The 21,081-nt window shown below is 72.2% G+C and carries 17 protein-coding genes and 1 pseudogene; 10 read left to right on the plus strand and 8 right to left on the minus strand.

Features of this window, described 5'->3' with window-relative positions; translation table 11 throughout:
- Positions 1–9 precede the first annotated feature (9 nt).
- Positions 10–807, plus strand: a complete 798-nt coding sequence (locus tag ACQPXS_RS32475; RefSeq protein ID WP_433452884.1) for a maleylpyruvate isomerase family mycothiol-dependent enzyme — start codon at positions 10–12, stop codon at positions 805–807.
- Between the two features lie 74 nt (positions 808–881).
- On the opposite strand, the gene ACQPXS_RS32480 is transcribed toward ACQPXS_RS32475, so the two are convergent.
- From ACQPXS_RS32480 to ACQPXS_RS32510, 7 genes are all read right to left on the minus strand, one after another.
- Entirely contained in the window at positions 882–1,574 is a 693-nt protein-coding gene (locus ACQPXS_RS32480; protein WP_433452886.1) for an LAETG motif-containing sortase-dependent surface protein, read from the minus strand.
- Between the two features lie 160 nt (positions 1,575–1,734).
- Positions 1,735–2,859, minus strand: a complete 1,125-nt coding sequence (locus tag ACQPXS_RS32485; RefSeq protein ID WP_433452888.1) for an LOG family protein — start codon at positions 2,857–2,859, stop codon at positions 1,735–1,737.
- A 16-nt stretch (positions 2,860–2,875) separates the two neighbouring features.
- Positions 2,876–3,283: a VOC family protein gene (locus tag ACQPXS_RS32490; RefSeq protein ID WP_351807156.1), complete on the minus strand. Its 408-nt coding sequence runs from the start codon at positions 3,281–3,283 to the stop codon at positions 2,876–2,878.
- 101 nt (positions 3,284–3,384) lie between these two features.
- A complete protein-coding gene (locus tag ACQPXS_RS32495) occupies positions 3,385–4,716 on the minus strand; it encodes a hypothetical protein (protein WP_433452890.1) in 1,332 nt (443 codons plus the stop codon).
- The gene (locus ACQPXS_RS32500) at positions 4,698–5,438 is read right to left on the minus strand and encodes an ABC transporter ATP-binding protein (RefSeq protein ID WP_433452892.1); all 741 of its coding nucleotides are present in this window, start codon (positions 5,436–5,438) and stop codon (positions 4,698–4,700) included. The genes ACQPXS_RS32495 and ACQPXS_RS32500 overlap by 19 nt, the downstream gene beginning before the upstream one ends.
- A 197-nt stretch (positions 5,439–5,635) precedes the next feature.
- Entirely contained in the window at positions 5,636–7,000 is a 1,365-nt protein-coding gene (locus ACQPXS_RS32505; RefSeq protein WP_433452894.1) for an aspartate aminotransferase family protein, read from the minus strand.
- Positions 7,001–7,019: 19 nt separating this feature from the next.
- Complete coding sequence (locus ACQPXS_RS32510) at positions 7,020–7,541, minus strand: Lrp/AsnC family transcriptional regulator (protein WP_323376913.1); 522 nt, start codon at positions 7,539–7,541, stop codon at positions 7,020–7,022.
- 170 nt (positions 7,542–7,711) lie between these two features.
- Between ACQPXS_RS32510 and ACQPXS_RS32515 the strand changes: the two genes are divergently transcribed.
- The 8 genes and pseudogenes from ACQPXS_RS32515 (at position 7,712) to ACQPXS_RS32550 (ending at position 13,808) form a co-directional block, all read left to right on the plus strand.
- Positions 7,712–9,151, plus strand: a complete 1,440-nt coding sequence (locus ACQPXS_RS32515; RefSeq protein WP_433452895.1) for a gamma-aminobutyraldehyde dehydrogenase — start codon at positions 7,712–7,714, stop codon at positions 9,149–9,151.
- Positions 9,152–9,246: 95 nt separating this feature from the next.
- Positions 9,247–9,414: pseudogene (locus ACQPXS_RS32520) on the plus strand (spermidine/putrescine ABC transporter substrate-binding protein); the annotation flags it as partial.
- A gap of 11 nt (positions 9,415–9,425) precedes the next feature.
- Positions 9,426–9,836, plus strand: a complete 411-nt coding sequence (locus tag ACQPXS_RS32525; protein ID WP_433452897.1) for a hypothetical protein — start codon at positions 9,426–9,428, stop codon at positions 9,834–9,836.
- A 178-nt stretch (positions 9,837–10,014) separates the two neighbouring features.
- The gene (locus ACQPXS_RS32530; RefSeq protein ID WP_433452898.1) at positions 10,015–10,971 is read left to right on the plus strand and encodes a hypothetical protein; all 957 of its coding nucleotides are present in this window, start codon (positions 10,015–10,017) and stop codon (positions 10,969–10,971) included.
- 54 nt (positions 10,972–11,025) lie between these two features.
- Positions 11,026–11,682 carry a hypothetical protein gene (locus tag ACQPXS_RS32535; RefSeq protein ID WP_433452900.1) on the plus strand — a complete coding sequence of 219 codons (657 nt, stop codon included), beginning with the start codon at positions 11,026–11,028 and terminating at the stop codon, positions 11,680–11,682.
- Positions 11,666–12,640 carry an inositol monophosphatase family protein gene (locus ACQPXS_RS32540; RefSeq protein ID WP_433452901.1) on the plus strand — a complete coding sequence of 325 codons (975 nt, stop codon included), beginning with the start codon at positions 11,666–11,668 and terminating at the stop codon, positions 12,638–12,640. The genes ACQPXS_RS32535 and ACQPXS_RS32540 overlap by 17 nt, the downstream gene beginning before the upstream one ends.
- Before the next feature lie 150 nt (positions 12,641–12,790).
- Positions 12,791–13,630 carry a helix-turn-helix domain-containing protein gene (locus ACQPXS_RS32545; protein ID WP_399183304.1) on the plus strand — a complete coding sequence of 280 codons (840 nt, stop codon included), beginning with the start codon at positions 12,791–12,793 and terminating at the stop codon, positions 13,628–13,630.
- Positions 13,602–13,808 (plus strand): DUF397 domain-containing protein, encoded by a 207-nt coding sequence (locus ACQPXS_RS32550; protein ID WP_433452902.1) that lies wholly within the window; start codon positions 13,602–13,604, stop codon positions 13,806–13,808. Before ACQPXS_RS32545 ends, ACQPXS_RS32550 begins: the two co-directional genes overlap by 29 nt.
- Here ACQPXS_RS32550 and ACQPXS_RS32555 read toward each other — a convergent pair.
- Positions 13,805–15,088: an SLC13 family permease gene (locus tag ACQPXS_RS32555; protein ID WP_433452904.1), complete on the minus strand. Its 1,284-nt coding sequence runs from the start codon at positions 15,086–15,088 to the stop codon at positions 13,805–13,807. The genes ACQPXS_RS32550 and ACQPXS_RS32555 overlap by 4 nt on opposite strands.
- A 101-nt stretch (positions 15,089–15,189) precedes the next feature.
- Between ACQPXS_RS32555 and ACQPXS_RS32560 the strand changes: the two genes are divergently transcribed.
- Entirely contained in the window at positions 15,190–21,018 is a 5,829-nt protein-coding gene (locus ACQPXS_RS32560) for a TIR domain-containing protein (RefSeq protein ID WP_433452906.1), read from the plus strand.
- Positions 21,019–21,081 lie beyond the last annotated feature (63 nt).

The following is a 21,081-nucleotide window of genomic DNA, read 5'->3' on the forward strand; positions in this document are numbered from 1 at the left end:
GTGAGGGTCATGACCTTGCTCGCGCATGAGCGCTACTGCGACGAAATCGCCGACCAGGTGGGCCGGTTCCGGGCCCTGCTGACCTCCGGCGCCGATCTGACGGCCACGGTGCCGACCTGCCCGGAGTGGACGCTGGAACGGCTCGTGCGGCACATGGGCGGCGCCCTGCGCTGGACGGCCACGCTCGTGGGGACCCGGGCCCAGGAGATGGTCCCGCACGAGCAGGTGCCGCTCGGCGCGGGACCGGACGCCGAGGGGGACGCGGCGGCCCTCGACGCATGGCTCGCGGAGACCGGCGAACTGGCCGTCGGGGCGCTGCGCGAGGCCGGTCCCGACGCCAAGGTGTGGTCCTGGACCGGCACGGCCACGAGCGGGTTCTGGGCCCGCCGGATGACCCACGAGATCACCGTGCACCGCGCGGACGCCGCGCTCACCGTCGGGGCGCCCTACGACGTCGCGCCCGAGGTCGCCGCCGACGCGCTGGACGAGTGGCTGCAGCTCGTGGAGTGGGTGCAGCGCTCCGGGTTGCGGGAGTGGTCGACGGAGCTGCGCGGCCCCGGCCGCAGCATCCATCTGCACGCCACCGACGCCGACCCGGCGCTGAACGCCGAGTGGCTCGTCGAGCTGGGCGAGGACGGCGTCGGTTGGCGGCGCGGCCACGAGAAGGCCACGGTCGCCCTGCGCGGCCCGCTCACCTCCGTGCTGCTCGCCTTCTACAACCGGTTGCCGCTGGACACCCCCGGCCTCGAGGTCCTCGGTGAGCGTGAGCTGCTGGAGTTCTGGCTGAAGCAGGCCACCTTCGGCTGACGCACGACCGCGGCCCGTCCTCTGGGGATAGGGGGACGGGCCGCGGTGGCGTACTGGTGTGAGCGGGTGAGGCGTCAGCTGTTGCCGCGCGCTCCACGACGGCGCATGCCGAAGTAGACGGCGCCGCCGCCGACGACGACCAGGGCGCCCGCGATGCCGGCGATCAGGCCGGTGTTGGAGTTGGCACCGGTCTCGGCGAGGTTCGAGTCACCGGCCGCCGGGGACGGCGCGTTGCTCGACGTGCCCGCCGGGGCGGAGCTGGACTCGGAGGCCGACGGGGTCGGGCTGGCCGACTCGGCCGGGGCGGACTTCGACGGCGACGGCTTCGGCGTCGAGGAGGCCGGCGGGGTCGGGGTGGGGCTGTCGGTCTTGCAGGCGGTGGACGGGGTCACCAGGTCGGGCTGGATGTCCTCGTCGACGATGTTGGCCGCCTTGATGTGGACGCGGTAGGTCGCGCTCGGCTTCCAGTCCTCCGGGAAGCTGACCGGAGTGCCCTCGGCCGAGCCCTTGACCTCCTGCTTGCCCACCTGGGTCTCCACGCCACCGCTGTCCTTCAGGAACACGGTGACGGTGGCGGGGGTGCCGGAGCGGTCGGTGTCGGTGACGACGATGACGCCCTTTTCGCCGTCGCACTTGGCTTCGGCCTTGAAGTCACGGATGTTGCACGCGAGCGCGGAGCTGGACAGACCCAGCACGACCGCGGTCGAGGCGGAGGCGACACCCAGAATGCGCACGGAACGGCGTACGCCACGGTGAGTTATGGACAACGTTTGTCCTTTACAGAGTGCAACTGCGGGGGGTTCGGAGGGTGTTGGGCCACATGATGAGGTGAGTGCCCCACCACCCCCAAGAGGCTCACAGGTTTATAAGCGCTCCGTAAGAGTGTCAACGCATATGCCGCCAACGGCCGTTGACTTTGCCTACTCATTAACCGCCGAGACGTTTGATCGCCTCCGGAGCCTGCTCGATCCGGTCAACGAGGGCGATACGGGACTCCATCGACCGGCCCCGGGCGAGTGCCCGCAACAGGGGCCAGGCGGGCAACTGCCGCGTCCAGTGCTCCTCGTCGACCAGCACCATGGGTGTCGGCTCACCGCGCGACTCGTAGTAGTTCGGCGTCGCGTTGTCGAAGATCTCCTGTACGGTCCCGGCGGCGCCGGGCAGGAAGACGACCCCGGCGTTGGAGCGGGCCAGCAGGCCGTCCTCGCGGGTGGCGTTGGCGAAGTACTTGGCCGTGTGCGCGGCGAAGGCGTTGGGCGGCTCGTGGCCGTAGAACCAGGTGGGGATGCCCACCGAGGCGCCGCCGCCGGGCCAGCGCTCGCGGACCTCGAAGGCGGCGCGCGCCCAGTCGGTGACGGACGGCCGGAACGAGGGGGTCTTCGCCAGGAGCCGGAGGGCGTCGTGCAGCATCTCGTCGCGGAACGGGGCGGCGTACGCGCCGAGGTTCGCGGCCTCCATCGCACCGGGTCCGCCGCCGGTGGCCACCGTGAAGCCGGCGCGGGTCAGTTCGCGGCCGAGCCGGGCGGCGCCGGCGTACTCGGCCGTACCGCGGGCCATCGCGTGGCCGCCCATGACGCCCACCACCCGGGCGCCGACGAGGAGTTCGTCGAGGGCGTCGGAGACGGCGTCGTCGTGGATCGAGCGGAGCATGGAGGCGAAGATGTCGCCGTCGGCCTTGGTCTGCTGGAACCAGGCGTAGGCCCGGGCGTCCGGAGTCGCCTCGTAGCCCTCGTCGAGCGAGTCGAAGAGTTCGCCGGGCGTGTAGACGAAACCGCGGTACGGGTCGAACGGCAGCCCCGGGACGGGCGGGAAGACCAGGGCCCCGGAGGCGCGCACCCCGGCGGCCGCCTCGGCGTCCATGGGACAGCCGAGGAAGACGGCGCCGGTCGTGTCGGTGGTGAGCAGGACGTCCGTACGGTTCGTCAGATCGACGGCCTGGACGCGGTACTGGGCGAGTGTGCCGTGCTCGGCGACGACCTCGTCGAACTCGGCGAGGGACTCGATCTCACGGTCGCGGGTGGCACGGTTCGGCTGGGCGGGTGTCGGATGCACCCGCCCATGCTAGGTGTCAGCCCTGGACCGCCGCCGGGTCCATCCACACGACCTCCCAGCTGTGGCCGTCGAGGTCGTCGAAGGAACGGCCGTACATGAAGCCCTGGTCCTGGACGTCGGGGTTGGCGGTGCCGCCGGCCGCGACCGCCCTGCCCACCAGCTCGTCGACCTTCTCGCGGCTCTCCGCGCTCAGGCAGATCAGCACCTCGCTGGTCTTCGTGGAGTCGGCGATCTCCTTCTTCGTGAAGTCGGCGTAGCGCTGCTTGCTCAGCAGCATCGCGATGATCGTGTCGCTGATCACGACACAGGCGCAGTCGTCGGTGCTGAACTGGGGGTTGATCGTGTAGCCGAGTTCGGTGAAGAACTTCCTGGACGCCGCGACGTCGTTGGTGGCCAGGTTCACGAAGATCATCTGCTGGTACATGAGGTGTCTCTCCCGAGGTGGCCGGCTCGCGCCGGGGTCAGCGTGTTCGGTGGGTAGACCGGGGGTCCCCGGAGAACTCATCGGTCGCCGCGGACCCTTTTTCAGCGGTCCACGGGGAGGGCCGCCAGGGCGGCGACGGCGAGGGTGAGCGGGCCGAACAGCGCCAGCAGGGCCGCCGCGCGCAGGGCCGCGGCCACGCGCAGCATCGAGGCCGGGGCGCCGAGACGCAGCAGCGCGGCGGTCGTGTCGGCCCGGCACTGGCGGGTCTCCACGGCCGCGGTCAGGAGGGTGGCGACCGTGCAGCCGGTGACGAGCAGCGCGCCGAGGGTGGTCAGGGGGCCGAACGCCGGTGCCGAGCCCGCGTACAGCGTGGTCATGGCGTAGCCGGCGGAGCCGACCGCGCAGACGACACCGAGGGGGCGTCCGATGCGGGTGGCCTCCGTCATGAGGACCCGGCCGGCCAGGAGGCGGAGGGCGCCGGGGCGGGAGGCCTGCAGGAGACGGCCGCACAGGTGGGTCAGGCCGGGGGCGGCCAGCACCAGGCCGGTCGCGGTCAGGAGCCAGCCGAGGAGTACGGCGGCGTTCGAGTGGTCGGCGTAGGACTGGACCGCGAGGCCGGTGGCGAGGAGGGCGATGCCCCAGGGGAGGCTGGTGGGGGCGGTGTGCCGGGGGCCGGGCATGACGTCGGCCAGGCTGTCGTCCGCCGTCGGGGGTTCGGGGACGGTGTCGCTGTCCGGCACGGGCGGGGTGCCGCCGTGCTGTGGGTCGGCAGCCGGCCCAGCGGCACGATCGCGAGGGCCCCCGGCATCCGACCGCCCCCGCGCCCCGAACCTGCCGTACGTCCCGAAGGTCTCGCGTGCCACCGAGTAGCCGTACGCCCCGAAACGGCCGTACCTGCGCAGCAGCGGGGTGGCGGGGCGGGGGTCCTTCGGGCGCAGGGTCAGGGCCACCGTGGCCGAGGCGACGGCCGGGACCAGACCCAGCAGGGTCAGGGTCGCCGGGACGGGGAGGTGTCTGCCCGCCGCCAGGAAGTCCGTCGCCGCGCCGCCGAAGGGCAGGCCGGTGAGGTTGCCGCGCAGGTACAGGAAGGCCACTAGGGCCAGCAGCGAGCCCAGGGTGCAGGACAGGGCCGTGGTCAGTGCGGAGACCGCCATCAGGCGTGCCGGACCGAAGCCCACGGCGGACAGGCCCGTGCGCGGCCGGGTGCCGGGGTCGGTGCGGGCGACGGCGAGCGCGAAGTACACGGTGGCGGCGAGCGGCACCGTGCACCAGGACAGCCGCAGCGCGGCGGCGTCCGCGGACTCGGGATGGTTCAGGGCGTAGCCGAGGCAGGAGAGCAGGAGGAAGCCGGTGCCCGCCGAGGCCGCGGCCACCAGCAGGCGGCGCAGCTGGACGGCGGGCCGGGCCGACCCGGTCAGACGGAGAGCGACCACGCGGCGCGGCCTTCCGTCTCGGGGGCGTCCGGCAGGTGCACGGTGCTGACGCGACGGCCGTCCAGCAGGGACACGGTGCGGTCGGCGAGGGCGGCGGTGTCGGGGTCGTGGGTGGCGAGGACCACGGTGATGCCGTGCGAGCGGGCGGCCGTGGTGAGGGTGCGCAGCACGTGGTTGCGGTCGGCGCGGTGCAGCGGAGCCGTGGGTTCGTCGGCGAAGAGGACCGTGGGGGCCGGGGCCAGTGCCCGGGCGATGGCGACGCGCTGGCGCTCGGCGTGCCGGAGTTCGTGCGGACGGTTGCGGGCCCGGTCGCCGACGTCGAGCCGCTCCAGCCACTCCAGCGCCGCGACCTTGGCCCTGCGGCGGTCGGCGCCGCGCAGCATCAGCGGGAGCGCGGCGTTCTCCCAGACGTTCAGCTCGGGGACGAGCACCGGCGCCGGGTCGATCCAGCCGAAGCGGTCCCGGCGCAGCCGCTCCCGGCGCATCGGGCCCAGGGTGTGCATGGGCACGCTGTTGAACCACACCTCGCCGCTGCGCACCGGCACCAGGCCGGACAGACAGCGCAGCAGGGTCGTCTTGCCGCTGCCGCGCGGGCCGGTGACGGCGAGGATCTCGCCCTCGCGCACGCCGAGCGAGATCCCGGTGAGCCCGGGGGAGCCGTCGGGGTGCGTGAAGTGCAGGGAGCGTGCCCAGAGCACGTCGTTGTCCGGCGGGGCCTCCATGGGCGTACACCTCGGTTCTGATCCGTTTTCCCGTGTCTCGTCCCTCGTGTGGGGGAACGAAGGCTGGGCCGATCGGTCACTGGAACGCTAGGCAGCCGCTGGCGGGAGGCCGGACAGCACACGGCCCCGGGCCGCCGTTCTCACTCGAACGGGCGGCACCGGGGCCGGTGTCGATCAGCTGATCGGATGAATGCGGACTACAGCTTGGTCCACGCCTCCGTCAGCGTCGCGCGCAGGATCTGCTCGATCTCGTCGAAGGTCTCCTGGTTGGAGATCAGCGGCGGGGCGAGCTGGACGACCGGGTCGCCGCGGTCGTCGGCACGGCAGTACAGGCCGTTGTCGAACAGCGCCTTGGAGAGGAAGCCGTACAGGACGCGCTCGGTCTCCTCCTCGTTGAAGGACTCCTTGGTGTGCTTGTCCTTCACCAGCTCGATGCCGTAGAAGAAGCCGTTGCCGCGCACGTCGCCGACGATCGGCAGGTCGTGCAGCTTCTGCAGCGTCTGCAGGAAGGCGCCCTCGTTGTCCAGCACGTGCTGGTTCAGGCCCTCGCGCTCGAACAGGTCGAGGTTGGCCAGGCCCACCGCGGCGGAGACCGGGTGGCCACCGAAGGTGTAGCCGTGCAGGAAGGTGTTGTCGCCCTTGTAGAACGGCTCGGCGAGCCTGTCGGAGATGATGCAGGCGCCGATCGGGGAGTAGCCCGAGGTCATGCCCTTGGCGCAGGTGATCATGTCCGGGACGTAGCCGAACTTGTCGCAGGCGAACATCGTGCCGAGGCGGCCGAAGGCGCAGATGACCTCGTCCGACACGAGCAGGACGTCGTACTTGTCGCAGATCTCGCGGACGCGCTGGAAGTACCCGGGCGGCGGCGGGAAGCAGCCGCCGGCGTTCTGCACCGGCTCCAGGAAGACCGCGGCGACCGTGTCCGGGCCCTCGAAGAGGATCTGCTGCTCGATCTGGTCGGCGGCCCAGCGGCCGAAGGCCACCGGGTCGTCGCCGAAGATCGGGGCGCGGTAGATGTTGGTGTTCGGCACCTTGTGCGCGCCCGGGACGAGCGGCTCGAACGGCGCCTTCAGGCCGGGCAGACCCGTGATGGACAGGGCGCCCTGCGGGGTGCCGTGGTAGGCGACCGCACGCGAGATGACCTTGTGCTTGGTGGGCTTGCCGACCAGCTTGAAGTACTGCTTGGCGAGCTTCCAGGCGGTCTCGACGGCCTCGCCGCCGCCGGTGGTGAAGAAGACCTTGTTCAGGTCGCCCGGGGCGTGGTCGGCCAGGCGCTCGGCCAGCTCGACGGCCTTCGGGTGGGCGTAGGACCACACCGGGAAGAAGGCGAGCTCCTGGGCCTGCTTGAACGCGGTCTCGGCGAGTTCCGTACGGCCGTGACCGGCCTGGACCACGAACAGACCCGCGAGACCGTCGAGGTAGCGCTTGCCCTTGTCGTCGTAGATGTAGGTGCCCTCACCCCGGACGATGGTCGGGACGGGGGCGTTCTCGTACGAGGACATGCGGGTGAAGTGCATCCACAGGTGGTCGTACGCGGTGCGGCTGAGGTCCTTGGTGCTCACGGTTATCGGGTCCTCACGGTTATCGGGTTCCCCACATGTAGGTCTGCTTCTTCAGCTTCAGGTAGACGAAGCTTTCGGTGGAGCGCACTCCGGGCAGGGACCGGATGCGTTTGTTGATGACGTCCAGCAGGTGGTCGTCGTCCTCGCAGACGATCTCGGCGAGGATGTCGAACGAGCCCGCGGTCATCACCACGTACTCGACTTCCGACATGTCGGTCAGCGCGTCCGCGATCTTCTCGACATCACCCTCGGCGTTGATCCCGACCATCGCCTGCCGGCGGAAGCCCACGGTGAGCGGGTCCGTGACGGCGACGATCTGCATCACGCCCTGGTCCAGCAGCTTCTGGACGCGCTGGCGCACGGCCGCCTCGGAGAGCCCGACCGCCTTGCCGATCGCGGCGTACGGCCTGCGGCCGTCCTCCTGGAGCTGCTGAATGATGGCGAGGGAGACGGCGTCCAACTGGGGGGTGCCGCCGTTCCTGGACTCGCGGGTGGAGTCCCTCTGGTCTGCGCTTCGACTGGCCACGACCTCACTGTGCACGAGGTCTCGACAGTTTCGCAAGCCCCGATCGATGAAATCCGTTGTTTGAGACTCGCACTCGTGCGGATTTCGCAGAAGTCGCGACCTTGGGGGTGTTGAAAACGTGGGCCCGGCGGCTAGGGTGGGTGTCTCAGTGAGTGGACGCAAAGAACCAGATCAGGAGGCCGGCAGTGAGCACCGAGCTGCGTCGTCTGCGCAACTACATCGACGGTGAGTTCCGGGACGCCGCCGACGGACGGACCACCGAGGTGGTCAACCCCGCGACGGGCGAGGCGTACGCGACCGCGCCGCTGTCCGGCAAGGCGGACGTGGACGCCGCCATGGAGGCCGCCGCCCGCGCCTTCCCGGCCTGGCGCGACACCACCCCCGCCGAGCGCCAGAAGGCCCTCCTCAAGATCGCGGACGCGTTCGAGGAGCGCGCCGAGGAACTGATCGCGGCGGAGGTGGAGAACACGGGCAAGCCGATCGGGCTCACCCGCTCCGAGGAGATCCCGCCGATGGTCGACCAGATCCGCTTCTTCGCGGGCGCGGCGCGGATGCTGGAGGGCCGCTCGGCCGGCGAGTACATGGAGGGGATGACCTCGATCATCCGCCGTGAGCCGGTCGGCGTCTGCGCGCAGGTCGCGCCGTGGAACTACCCGATGATGATGGCGGTGTGGAAGTTCGCCCCCGCGATCGCGGCCGGCAACACCGTGGTCCTCAAGCCCTCGGACACCACCCCGGCCTCCACCGTCCTGATCGCCGACATCATCGGCTCGGTCCTGCCCAAGGGCGTCTTCAACGTCGTCTGCGGCGACCGTGAGACCGGACGGCTGATGGTCGAGCACGACATCCCGGCGATGGCGTCGATCACCGGCTCGGTCCGGGCCGGCATGTCGGTGGCCGAGTCGGCGTCGAAGGACCTCAAGCGGGTCCACCTGGAGCTCGGCGGCAAGGCCCCGGTCGTCGTCTTCGAGGACACCGACATCGCCAAGGCCGTCGAGGACATCTCCGTGGCGGGCTTCTTCAACGCCGGCCAGGACTGCACGGCCGCCTGCCGCGTCCTCGTGCACGAGTCGATCCACGACGAGTTCGTGGCCGCGCTGGCGAAGGCCGCCGAGGACACCAAGACCGGTCAGCCGGACGACGAGGACGTGCTCTTCGGCCCGCTGAACAACCCCAACCAGCTCAAGCAGGTCGAGGGCTTCATCGAGCGGCTGCCCGCCCACGCGCGCGTGGAGGCCGGCGGCAAGCGCGTCGGCGACAAGGGCTACTTCTTCGCGCCGACCGTCGTCTCCGGTGTCAAGCAGGACGACGAGATCATCCAGAAGGAGGTCTTCGGCCCGGTCATCACCGTGCAGACCTTCTCCGACGAGGACCAGGCCGTCGAGTACGCCAACGGCGTGGAGTACGCCCTCGCCTCCTCGGTGTGGACCAAGGACCACGCCCGCGCGATGCGCATGTCCAAGAAGCTCGACTTCGGCTGCGTGTGGATCAACACCCACATCCCGCTGGTCGCGGAGATGCCGCACGGCGGCTTCAAGAAGTCCGGCTACGGCAAGGACCTGTCGGCGTACGGCTTCGAGGACTACACGCGGATCAAGCACGTGATGACGTCCCTGGGCGAGTAGGCACCGGGAACGGCAGTGAGCGGCCCCCGGACGGGTTCACCTCCCCGTCCGGGGGCCGCGCCGTGTCACGACCACAGGCCCGTCGACACGGCGATCAGGACGTCCTGGCGTCCTCGAAGGACGAGGACACCGCGTCCCTCGCCGACAACCCCCTGATCTTCCCGGACTCCGCCATGCGCGAGCGGCTCGTGATCGCCCGGGACATCACGTCCACGGAGCGGGTGGAGTTCGCGAAGCGGTGGAACAAGATCGTGGGGTTGTAGCGTACGGCCCCATGACGACATGGGGGCTGGTCGTGGAGACGACCGTGGGGATGGGTGAGCGCAAGCACGTCGAGGCCCACGTGGTGGCGCACGTCTCCGGGACTCGTGCGGAGGCGCTCGCGGAGTTGGAGCGGCGGGCTCGCGGTTACGCGCCCGAGCACCCCCGGAGCCCCGCGCGCCGGCGGCTGCTGAAGGAGGCCGACGGGTTTCTGCTCGTGGTCGACGGGGCGTGGCAGTCGTTCGCCACCCGGTTCACGGTGGCGGAGCTGCTGGAGGACTCCGCCGCGCCCGTCACCGTCCCGGAACCCGTGGACGCGGACGACGACTCCGGTGACGCCGACGAGCCCGCGGAAGAGGTCGAGCGGTACGCCGACGGCGTACCGGTCAGGCCGGCTTGGCTGGGGCGCGACGACCTGCCGTGAGCGCGTCCGCGCGCGGCGCCGGTGCCGGTGGCAACAGGCGGTTCCTGTCGCACGGTTACGGTCACCGGCCTGCGCCCTCACCACGGGTGACAGCACCTCGCGGTACGGCTGATTCGGCCCATGGCTCACCAACTGCCCTTCCTCCTACGATGGAAGCCACCGCCGGGGGAGGGTGGACGTGACGAACAGCGCACCGCAGGGAGCCGGACGCCGGCTGGAGGAGGCGATCGCCTGGGCGGTCCGGAACCTGGACGGGATCGTCGCCATCGCCGTCGCCCTCGTCGTCGGGCTGATGGACGTCCTCAACCAGAACATGGACGACAACGTCGTCTCCGGCGCCACCCTGCTGGTGCTCGCGGCGCTGGTGTACGGCTCCCTCACCGAGCGCCGCCGTCGGATGGCCGACATACGCGCCGCGAGCGCAGGGACGAGCAGGGCCATCGAGGATCTGGCGATGGTGCGCACGCTCTCCGGCGCCGAGGTCGCCCTCGCGCACGAGCGGGCCCGGCGCACCACCACCCGATGGGTGTTCAAGGGCGGCACCGGCACCTATCTGCGCGCGGTCACCCTGCCCGAGTGCGTGCTGGAGGCACAGCGGCAGCGGCGCTCCCTCACCATGAAGATCGACATCATCAATCCCGCCGACGAGCAGGTGTGCGCCGCCTACGCACGGTTCCGCAGCACCTTCGGCCCCGGTCCCGACGACGCCCAGTGGACCGTCGAGCGCACCCGCAAGGAGGCGTACGCCACCGTCGTCGCCGCCAGTTGGCACCGGCAGCGGCTGGACACCCTGGAGGTCGACGTCCATCTGTCCTCTGTCGCACCGGCGTTGCGGTTCGACCTCTCGGACAGCTGCCTGATCATCACCCAGGACGACCCCAGCCGGGTCAGCCTCTGCGTGGAGCGCGACCGGCCGCTGTACGACTACTACGTCACCGAGCTGCACCAGAGCCGGGAACAGGCGGTCAAGCTGGATCTGCGCGAGGCCGTCCGGCTCGCCGACGAACCGACCGTCGACGAGGTCAGACGTCTGCTCGACCGGCTCGGCCTGCCGCTTCCGCCGAGCTTCACCGACCGTGACGTCGGCGACATCATCGACAAGGCGCTGCGCGCGGAGAACCCGTACCGCAGATGAGCGAGCGCCGTGTTCCGGCCAAGGGGGACCGAGGGGGACCGAGGGGGGAGGAACATGGACTACCCGGCCCTGGAACGGGCCGCCCGGCGGCACGCCACCGCCGAGCTGACACGACACGCCGTATCGGAACTCGACCGGATCGTCTCCGGCCGCCGCACCCTGCACGCGGTACGCCATCCACTGGGCTTCGTCTGCCTGCCCATCCTGCGCGACGGCGACGACGGCGTCTGCGTCCACGTCTTCGGCACACCGGAGGCGGAGCCCGACGACTCCGCGCCCCAAGTACACTGCCACAGCTGGGACTTGACCAGCACCGTGCTGTACGGCCGGCTCGACAACCGGCGGGTGCACATCGACGACGACACCGGCGACCCCACCCACCGGGTCTTCGAAGTGCTCAGCGACCCGTCCGGCGTGGACGAACTGCGGCCCACCGAGCGGCTGGTGCGCTGCCGGCCCGGCGCACGGCAGACCAGCGCGCGGGGCCAGAGCTACGCCCTCCCGGCGGGTGAATTCCACACCAGTGTGGTGCCCGACGGCCGCCCCACCGCCACCCTGGTACTGGGCCGGACCCTGCCCGGCCGGGTGGACCTCTCCCTGGGCCCGCCGTCCGCCCCGGGGCACCGCATGGTCCGCCGGACCTGCGACGCGACCCAGACCGCCCGGATCGCTCGGGCCGCCCTGAGGAGGATCCATGAGCCCGAACCCTGACCCCCGGTCCTCGCCGGTCGGTTACGACGCCGAGCGCCGTACGGCCGTGGGCGCCGCCGAGGAGGCCGGGGCGCTGCTGCGCTCCCGCTTCCCCGACGGCTTCGCCGCCCGGCCCAAGGGACGACTCGGCGACGTGGTCACGGACTTGGACGTCGCCGCCGAGCGACTGGTGGTCGGGCGGATCCGGGACCGCTTCCCGCACGACCGGATCCTCGCCGAGGAGTCCGGTGAACTGGCGGGGGACGGCGGGGGCCGCACCTGGCTGGTGGACCCGCTCGACGGCAGCAACAACGTGGTCATCGGGCTGGCCGTGTACGTCGTCGGCATCGCGCTGTGCGTCGATGACACACCGGTGCTCGGGGTCGTCCACGATCCGATGACCGGCCGTACCTGGTCCGCGCTGCGGGGTGGCGGGGCGCACGGCCCGGGCGGACCGCTCGCCGCCCCCGCCGACGGCCGCCCGCTCTCCGCCGCCGGGCCCCTGCTGGCCTGGACCCAGGGCCACGCCGTCTCCCGCGACGACCCCCTGGCCTGCTCCCTCCGGCACACCCTCGAACTCCGCTCCCGGCGCCTGCTCCAGCTCTGGGCGCCCCTGGTGGCCTGGGCGATGCTGGCCCGGGGGGACATCGACGGCTTCGTCGGATACCGCGCGGAGGCGATCGACCTCCCCGCCGGAGCGCTGCTCGCCCGCGAGGCCGGCATCGCCCTGCGGCACCTCGACGGCGCGGAGTTCGGCGGTGGCTTCGGCGGCCCCGACACCGGGCGCTCCTTCGTCGCCGGGCGCCCGGAACTCCTGCCGCACCTGCTGGACCTCGTCAGCCCTTTCTCTCCCGGCACCGAGGACACTCACACGGCGGAAACCGCCCCGACAGGTCCAACGGCGCGGCGTTCTTCGGCGGCCGGTACGTCACCCTGGGTCCCCACGTCCGGCCACCGTCCCGGGAGACCCTCAGCGTGAGGAACACCCTGACGCAGCCGTCTTCTTCGTCGTGCATTGCAGCGCCCTTTCACTATGTGTGGTGATCCCTGCACAGAGTGGTGCGGGCGCGCGGACCTTCGGAAGATGACCGAGCGTGACGACGGAGTCAGCACGAGGGGGAGTTGAAAGGTGGCCATCGAGGACAACCCGATCTCGCGGGTGCGGTACGGGGAGGAACTCAGGCGGCGGCGGGAGGCGGCGGGGCTCACGCAGGAGGAGCTGGGCCAGCGTGTCGCTATGTCCCGCACGCACATCGCCCATATCGAGGCCGGGCGCCGGCGGCCCGATGTGGAGGACGCGCGGCGGCTGGACCGGGAGCTGGGCACGGATGGGTTCTTCGAGCGGTTCCTGCCGACGCTGGACGGCAGGAAGGTGGCGGAGCACTTCGCGGAGGCGCTGGAGTTCGAGGGGCAGGCGATCGAGATCCGGGAGTACGCGCCAAAGTTGGTACCCGGCATCCTTCAGACCCCGGCGTATGCCCGGGAGGTGCTGAGTTCGGGTGCATCCCCCAAGACAGCCGAGGAACGTGACGAGCTCCTTGTCACACGGCTTGAGCGCGCTCGCATTCTGGACGACTTCCACTCACCCAAGGTGTGGATGCTGCTCGACGAGGCAGTGCTACGGCGGAAGATCGGCGGTGCGCGGGTGATGTGCGAGCAACTCCGTCACATCGCGGGTTTGGGGGAGAGCCACCGCATCCGTGTGCACGTGCTGCCCTTCTCGGTGGGATACCACGCCCTGCTGGAGGGATTCGTGTCGCTCATGTGGTTCGAGGACCTTCCGCCCATTGCATATGCGGAGGGCCTGAAGTCGGGCCGGATACTGGAACTACCGTCCGTGGTCCGCGAATGCCAGGTGGCTTACGATCACGCGCTGGGCGACGCTTTGTCGCACCGTAAGTCCCTGGCGCTCATCAGGTCGGTCGCGGAGGATTACGAACATGAAGCGCAGCGAGCAGACCTTTCCTGACACCTGGCGCAAGTCGACGTACAGCGGCGGCAGCAGCGGTGACTGCCTCGAAGTCAACGACACCGCCGCCCCCACCCACGTCCCCGTCCGCGACAGCAAGAACCCCACCGGCCCCGCCGTCGTCTTCTCGGCACCCGCCTGGTCGGCGTTCCTCGGTGCCGTGAAGACGAGCGGCTAGCGCGTCAGGGCCAGCGCCGCCACCGCCGCCCCCACCGCGCACGCGGCCAGTACCGCGCCGGTGCCCATCAACCGGGTGACGGGCACCCGTACGCCGTACGCGTGGCAGCGCTCGTACCAGAGCAGCGTGGCCAGGGACGCCCACGGCGTGATCACCGGGCCGGCGTTGGTGCCGATCAGCAGGGCGAGGAGCTGGTCGTGGTTGCCCACGGGGACGGCCGCCTCCCCGGCCAGGTACACCGGGAGGTTGTTGAGGGCGTTGGACAGGCCGCCGCCGACCGCCGCCGCGCGGAACAGGCCGAGCGGGCCGCCGTCGGTGCCGACCGCCGAGGCCAGCAGGTCGTGCAGCCCGTGCGCGTTGACCGTCTCCACCACGAGGAACATCCCGGGGACCATCACCAGCAGCCGCCAGGGGACGAGCGAGAGGCGGATCGCCGACCGGTCCCGGACCGTGAACGCGGCCACGGCGACCAGCGCCGCCGTCCCGGACGCCATCCACAGCGGTACGTCGGCCACCAGGATGGCCAGCAGAAAGCCGGCGCAGGCGAGCGCGCAGGCGCGGAACAGCACCGGGTCGGCGGGGCGGTGCACGGCGGGCGGCACATAGCGGTCGGCGGTGTCCGCCCGCACGTCCGCCGCGCGCGCCGCACCCGGCCCCGACAGCGCCATGTCCGGCATCAAGCCGGACGCGTCGACCACCGGCCCCCCACGCCTGCCCCGGCGCCAGAAGAACAGCCACAAACAAGCCATCGTCACGGCCAGCGCGGCGAGTTGCGGCGCCCACATCCGCCCCGCCAGGCCCAGCGGGGACAGCGCGACCCGGTTGCTGGCCAGCAGGTTGGTCAGGTTGGACACGGGCAGAAGGAGGCTCGCCGTGTTGGCGAGCCACACCGTCGTCATGGCCAGCGGCACCGGCGCGATGCCCACCCGCGAGGCGAGCGCCAGCATCACGGGCGTCAGCAGGACTGCCGTGGTGTCCAGATTCAGGGCGATCGTCGTGACGGAGGCGAACGCGACGCACAGCAGGAACAGCAGCGGATAGCTGCCCCGCGCGGCCCTCGCCACCCGCGCCGCCAGCACGTCGAACACCTCGGCCCTGCTGGTCAGTTCGGCCAGCACGATGACCGTGCCCAGGAAGGCCAGCAGAGGGGCGATGCGCGTCATCGCGTGGGACGCGGAATCCGTCGGCAGCAAACCCGTGGCCACGCACAGCAGTCCGGTCGCCAGCAGACCGATCGCCACCCGGTCGAGCACATGCAGACGCAGCAATAAGGCACGCACGGTTGGAAGGGTCGCACGTTTGTGCGCCGCTGTGACCAGGGCGCCGTCGAAGGCCTGGAAACGACCGGTATCAACCTCTCTTTTCACGGCATCATCAATACATGGTGGCTCGTCAGAACATCCCGGGGGACAGCACCGGGCCATTGGACTTCTTCATCAGTTACTCGCCGGCGGACGAACGCTGGGCGTCCTGGATCGCCTGGACCCTGGAGGAGGCCGGGTACCGGACGGTCCTGCAGGCCTGGGACTTCGTGCCGGGCACGAACTTCGTCGACTTCATGGACCGGGGCGTGAGCGAGTCCGCCGCCGTCATCGCCGTACTGTCCCGGAACTACGAGCGCTCGCGCTACGGGCGCATGGAGTGGCAGGCCGCGCTGCGCGCCGACCCGGACGCGCCGGAGCGGCGCCTGATCACCGTGCGGGTCGAGGACATCCCCGTGGAGGGGCTGCTGGCCACCATCACCTATGTGGACCTGGTACCGGTCGCCGACCCGGCGGCGGCCCGGGAGCTGCTGCTCGCGCGGGTCCGGCAGGCCCTGGACGGGCGGGCCCGCCCCAGCCTGCCGCCGGGTTACCCCGGTGGTGCGGGCGGCCACCCCGTGCCCGCCGCCCCGGCGGTACCGAGCCCCGGGCGGCCGCTCGGCGGTCCCGGGTGGGCGGGGCGCCGCAGACCGGCGGCGGCGCCGTCGTACCCGCGGGTGTCCGGAGCGGTCCGGGAGCGGGAGGCGGTCACCGTGCTCCAGCTGGCCGGGCCCGCCTTCGGACGGGGGCAGGACCCCACCGAGCTGCAGGCCGCGATCTGGGGCGACCTGGTCGAGCTGGCCGACGCGGGGGCGCCCTCGCCCGATCTGCTGGTCGTCACCGGGGACCTCACCGCCTCCGGCAGCCGGCGCGAGTTCGAGCAGGCCCTCGCCTTTCTCACCGGGCTGCGCGCCCTGCTCGGGCTCGAACCGCACCGGGTCGCCCTCGTCCCCGGCGGCCAGGACGTCAACCAGGCCGCCTGCCAGGCCTACTTCAGCACCTGCGAGGCCGACGAGATGCCGCCCCGGCCGCCGTACTGGCCCAAGTGGCGGCACTTCGCCCGGCTGTTCCAGGAGCTGTACCAGGGGCTCGACGTCGTCTTCGACAGCGACCAGCCGTGGACCCTCTTCCCCGTGCCCGAGCTGCACACCGTGGTCGCGGGGCTCAACTCGTCCATGGCCTACAGCCATCGGCGCGACGACCAGTACGGGCTGGTCGGGCGCGAGCAGGCCGCCTGGTTCGCGCAGGCGCTGCGCCCGCACGAGACCGAGGGGTGGCTGAGGATCGGGGCGGTGCGGCACTCGCCCGGTGCCCGCGTCGCCGCCGCCGGCGTGCGGCGCGCCGGCACGGCCGCCCTGGACGGCACCGGGCCGCTGCGCGACACCGATGTGCTGACCCGGCTGACCGCGCCCCGGCTGCATCTGCTGCTGCACGGCCCGGCCGAGCCCGGCGCGCTGCCCGACCTGGCCACCGCCTCCGGCGAGGTGCCGGTGATCGGTGCCACGCGGCCCGGCGGGCACCAGCTGGTGCGGGTCGGCCGGGAGGGGCTGGCCGTCTGGCAGGGGCCGGGGGAGCCGCGGCGGCGGGCTGTCCAGTGGCGGCGGGCCGACCGGGCCTTCGGGGCTCAGGCAGCGCCCGACGACGCCGGCGACGGCACTCCCGCGCCCGCCCCCGAGCCCGAGCCGCGCGCCGTGCAGAGCCCCGCCGAGATACTGCTCGCCAGGGTCGCCGAGGTCTGCCGCACCCGGCACGAGGGCGCCCAGATCCGCCCGGTGGAGGGGCCGCTGCCGCAACTGCTGGTCACCTGGAGCCAGTCGGGCTTCGTACGGCAGCAGCGGGTGGCCGTCCACGTCGGCACCCCGACCGCGCAGGACGTCGACCGGTTCGTGGCCCTCGTGCACGCCGCCGACGCCGAGGCGGAGGCCGAACTCGTCCACGACGGGCCGCCGCCCGCACGCGAGCTGCGGGACGCGGCCCGGCGGCGCGGCGTGCGGGTGCGCAGCTTCACCGAGTTCCAGGGACTGCTGGACCTGCGCGGCTATGTCGCCGGGCAGAGCGAGCGGCTGCGTACCGACCCGCGCTACCCCCCGGGCATGTACCTGCCGCAGCGGTACCGGGAGGTGGAGCGCCTCGACGCCGAGGACCGCGACGGGCTGGTGGACGAGATGCTGCGGCTGCTCGACTCCGACCAGGGGCGCTTCCTGCTGCTGCTCGGCGACTTCGGGCACGGCAAGACCTTCGCGCTGCGCGAGCTGGCCCGCCGGGTCCCGGCCGAACTGCCGCATCTGGTCCCGCTGTTGATCGAGCTGCACGCGCTGGACCGGGCCTATTCGTTCGAGGGTCTGGTCGCCGCGCACCTCGCCGCGCACGGCGTCGACAACATCGATCTGCGGGCCTTCAGGTACATGCTCCAGCAGGGGCGGATCGTGCTGCTCTTCGACGGCTTCGACGAACTCGTCAACCAGGTGACCTACGACCGCGCCGCCGAGCGGCTGCAGGTGCTGCTGGACTCCGCCGTGGACAGCGCCAAGATCGTGGTGTCCAGCCGTACCCAGCACTTCCGCTCCCAGGGCCAGGTGCTCACCGCGCTCGGCGAACGCGTCGGCCTGCTCCCGCACCGCCGGGTGCTGGCCGTGCAGGAGTTCAGCCCGCGGCAGATCCGCGCCTACCTGGTCAACCGCTACGACGGCGACGAACGCACCGCCGACCACCGGCTGCGGCTGCTGGACGCCATCCCCGACCTGCTCGCCCTGTGCCGCAACCCCCGGCTGCTCGGTTTCGTCGCCGACCTCGACGACGACCGGCTGCGCGCGGTCGCCGGCGCCGGGCGCGCCCTCAGCCCCGCCGGGCTGTACGAGGAGGTCCTCACCGCCTGGCTGAACTTCGAGGTCCAGCGCGGCAGCGGCAGCCCCGGCCGGGCGCCCGGACTCTCCCTGGACCAGCTGTGGGACGCGGTCACCGCGCTCGCCCTGCGGCTGTGGGAGAGCGGGCAGGACTCGCTGCGCCTCGACGAGCTGACCGATGTCGCCGAGACCCTGACCGGGCTCGCCGACGCCCGGCTGTCGGTGCCGCAGACCGCGCACGCCATCGGCTCCGGCAGCCTGCTGGTGCGCAGCGAGGACGGCGTGTTCCGGTTCATCCACGGCTCGGTGGTGGAGTGGCTGGTCGCCCGCGAGTGCGGCCACCGGCTCACCGCCGGCGACGTTAGTCTGCTCAACCGGCGCCAGCTCAGCCAGCTGGCGGTCGAGTTCCTGTGCGACCTCGCCGACCACCGGATCTGTCAGGCGTGGGCCGAGCGGGAGCTGTCCGGCTCCTCCGCGGACACCTCTCCGGACGCGGCCCGCGCCAACGCCGTGAAGATCCTCAGCCGGCTCCGCGTGCCCGCCCACACCGATCTGCGCGGCGCCGCCCTGGCCGGGGAGGACCTGTCCCACCGCGACTTCTCCGGGGTGGACCTCACCCGCGCCGACCTCACCGACGCCCGGCTGGTCGGCGCCAACCTCTCCGGTGCCGTCCTGCGCAGCGCCCGGCTGGTCGGCGCCCGGCTCGACGGTGCCGATCTGACGGGCGCCGACCTGCGCGGCGCCGACCTCGGGCGGGCCCGGCTGATCGGCACCGACCTGACCGGCGCCCGGGTGGACGGCGGCCGGTGGCGGCGGGCGGCCCTGATCGCGGCGACCACCGGCCCGCTGGACCGCAGCCCCGAGCTGGCCACCGCCGCGATCGCGCCCGGCATGGCCGTCGACTCCGGCTTCCGGCCCTCCGCGGTCGGTGTGCCGTACGGCTTCGACATGCGCACCAGCCGGCTGCCCGAACCCATCTCCTACAGCCCCGACGGCGAACTGCTCGCCGTCGGCAGCGAGGACGGCGGCGTGCTGGTCTGCGAGGCCGCCACCGGCATCCCGCTGCGCACGCTCCAGGGACACACCGGCCGGGTGTACGCGGTCAAGTTCCGCGGCCGGGTCCTGGCCACCGGCAGCTCCGACGGCACCGTGCGCCTGTGGGACCCGGTCTCCGGCCGCTGTGCGCACCGGCTGGAGATCCACCCGGACGGCGTCTGGCCGGTCACCCTCGACACCGAGGGGGCCCTGCTGGCCACCGGAGACGCCGCCGGCGTGGTCACCGTCTGGGACACCGCCTCGGGCACCGCGCTGCACCGGCTGCCCGGTCACTCCGCGCCCGTCTACACCGTGGCGTTCGCACCGGGCGACACCACCCTGGTCACCGGGGACGCCTCCGGCGCCGTACGCCTGTGGGACCTGGAGGCCGGGCGGCAGACCGGCGAACTGCCCGGGCACCGCGGCGCGGTGTACCGGGCGCGGTTCAGCCCGGACGGCGCCCTGCTGGCCACCACCGACCGCGGCGACGACCGGGACGGCGGCGCGGTACGGGTGTGGGACCTCGCGACCGGCACCCCGCGGCACGAGTTCGCCGGGCACTCCGGCCGCGTCTACACCCTGGACTTCCACCCCGGCGGCGCCCTGCTGGTCAGCGGGGACACCGAGGGGGAGGTACGGCTGTGGGACCTGGCCGGCGGGCGCTCCGCCGGGCTGCTCGGCGGCTGCCGCGGGGCCGTGTACCAGGTGCTGTTCGACCCCGACGGGACCCTGCTCGCCGCCGGGGACAGCGCCGGGGTGGTCCGGCTGTGGCGGATCGACCCGCAGGCCGACCCCGTCGCCGTACCACTGAACCGGCAGCCTGCCGAGCACCGCGGCTCGGTGTGGGTGTGCAAGTTCCGCCCGCACGGCGACACGCCCGTCCAGGCTCCCGGCGCGCTGTTGGTGACGGGCGGCAACGACGGTGTCGTACGGCTGTGGGACCCGGCCACCGGCCAGGGCCGGCGGATCCTGCGCGGGCACGGGCGGCGCGTCGGCACGCTGTCCTTCAGCTCCGACGGGTCGATGCTGGCGGCCGGCGGCAACGACGGTGTCGTCCGGGTGTGGCACTCCGCCACCGGCCGGCGGCTGCGCGAACTGACCGGCCAGAGCGACCGCCTGGTGTCGGCGGTGTTCGGCCCCGCCGGGCCCCTGCTGGCCACCGCGAGCAGCGACGGCGACCTCTACCTGTGGAACGCGGCCACCGGCGAGTACCAGCGCGAACTCGACGTCGAGACCGACCACGTGTGGGCGGAGGCGTTCAGCGCCGACGGCGAACTCCTCGCCACCGCCAACGACGACGACACGGTCCGGCTGTGGTATCGCGCCACCGGGGCGAACGTCGCCACCATCACCGAGCACTACGGCCGGGTCCGCGCCATCGCCTTCCGGTCCGACGGCTCGGTCCTGGCCACCGGTTGCGACGACCGCAAGGTGCGGATCTGGGACATGGACGGCCGTGGCGTCACCGCCGAACTCGCCGGTCACACCGACCGGGTGTACGCCGTGGCCTTCGCCCCCGACGGCTCCTGGCTCGCCAGCGCGTCCTGGGACGGTACGGCGGTGATCTGGAGGGACGGCGAGATCGACCACCGGCTCACCGGCCACACCGGCAAGCTGTGGACGGCGGCGGTGCATCCGTCGAGGCCCTTGCTGGCGACGGCGGGCGACGACCGTACGGTCCGCCTGTGGAACCCGGACACCGGCCGGGAGACGGCTGTTCTGACCGGCCACACCGGCCGGATCCTCGCCGTGGCGTTCAGCCCCGACGGCTCCCTGCTGGCCAGTGGAGGCGAGGACGGCACGGTACGGCTGTGGAACGTGCCCGCCGACGGCCCGGCCACCCTGAGGGTCACCCTGGTCGGCATGCCCGGCGGCTGGGCGGCGCTGTCCCCGTCCGGTGGCTACAAGTACGAGGGAGACGTCACAGGCGAGTTCTGGCACGCGGTCGGCATGTGCCGCTTCGAGCCGGGCGAGCTGGACGGGCATCTGCCGGGGGTGTGGCAGGTGCCGCTGGACGAACCGCTGGGGTGACGCGGGCAAGGGCGGCAAGGAGGCTGAGAAGGGGGGTGCTTTTGAACGCGTTCAAAAGTGGGC

Origin of the sequence: Streptomyces sp. CA-142005 (genome assembly GCF_050942335.1) — a bacterium.
Lineage (GTDB): Bacteria > Actinomycetota > Actinomycetes > Streptomycetales > Streptomycetaceae > Streptomyces.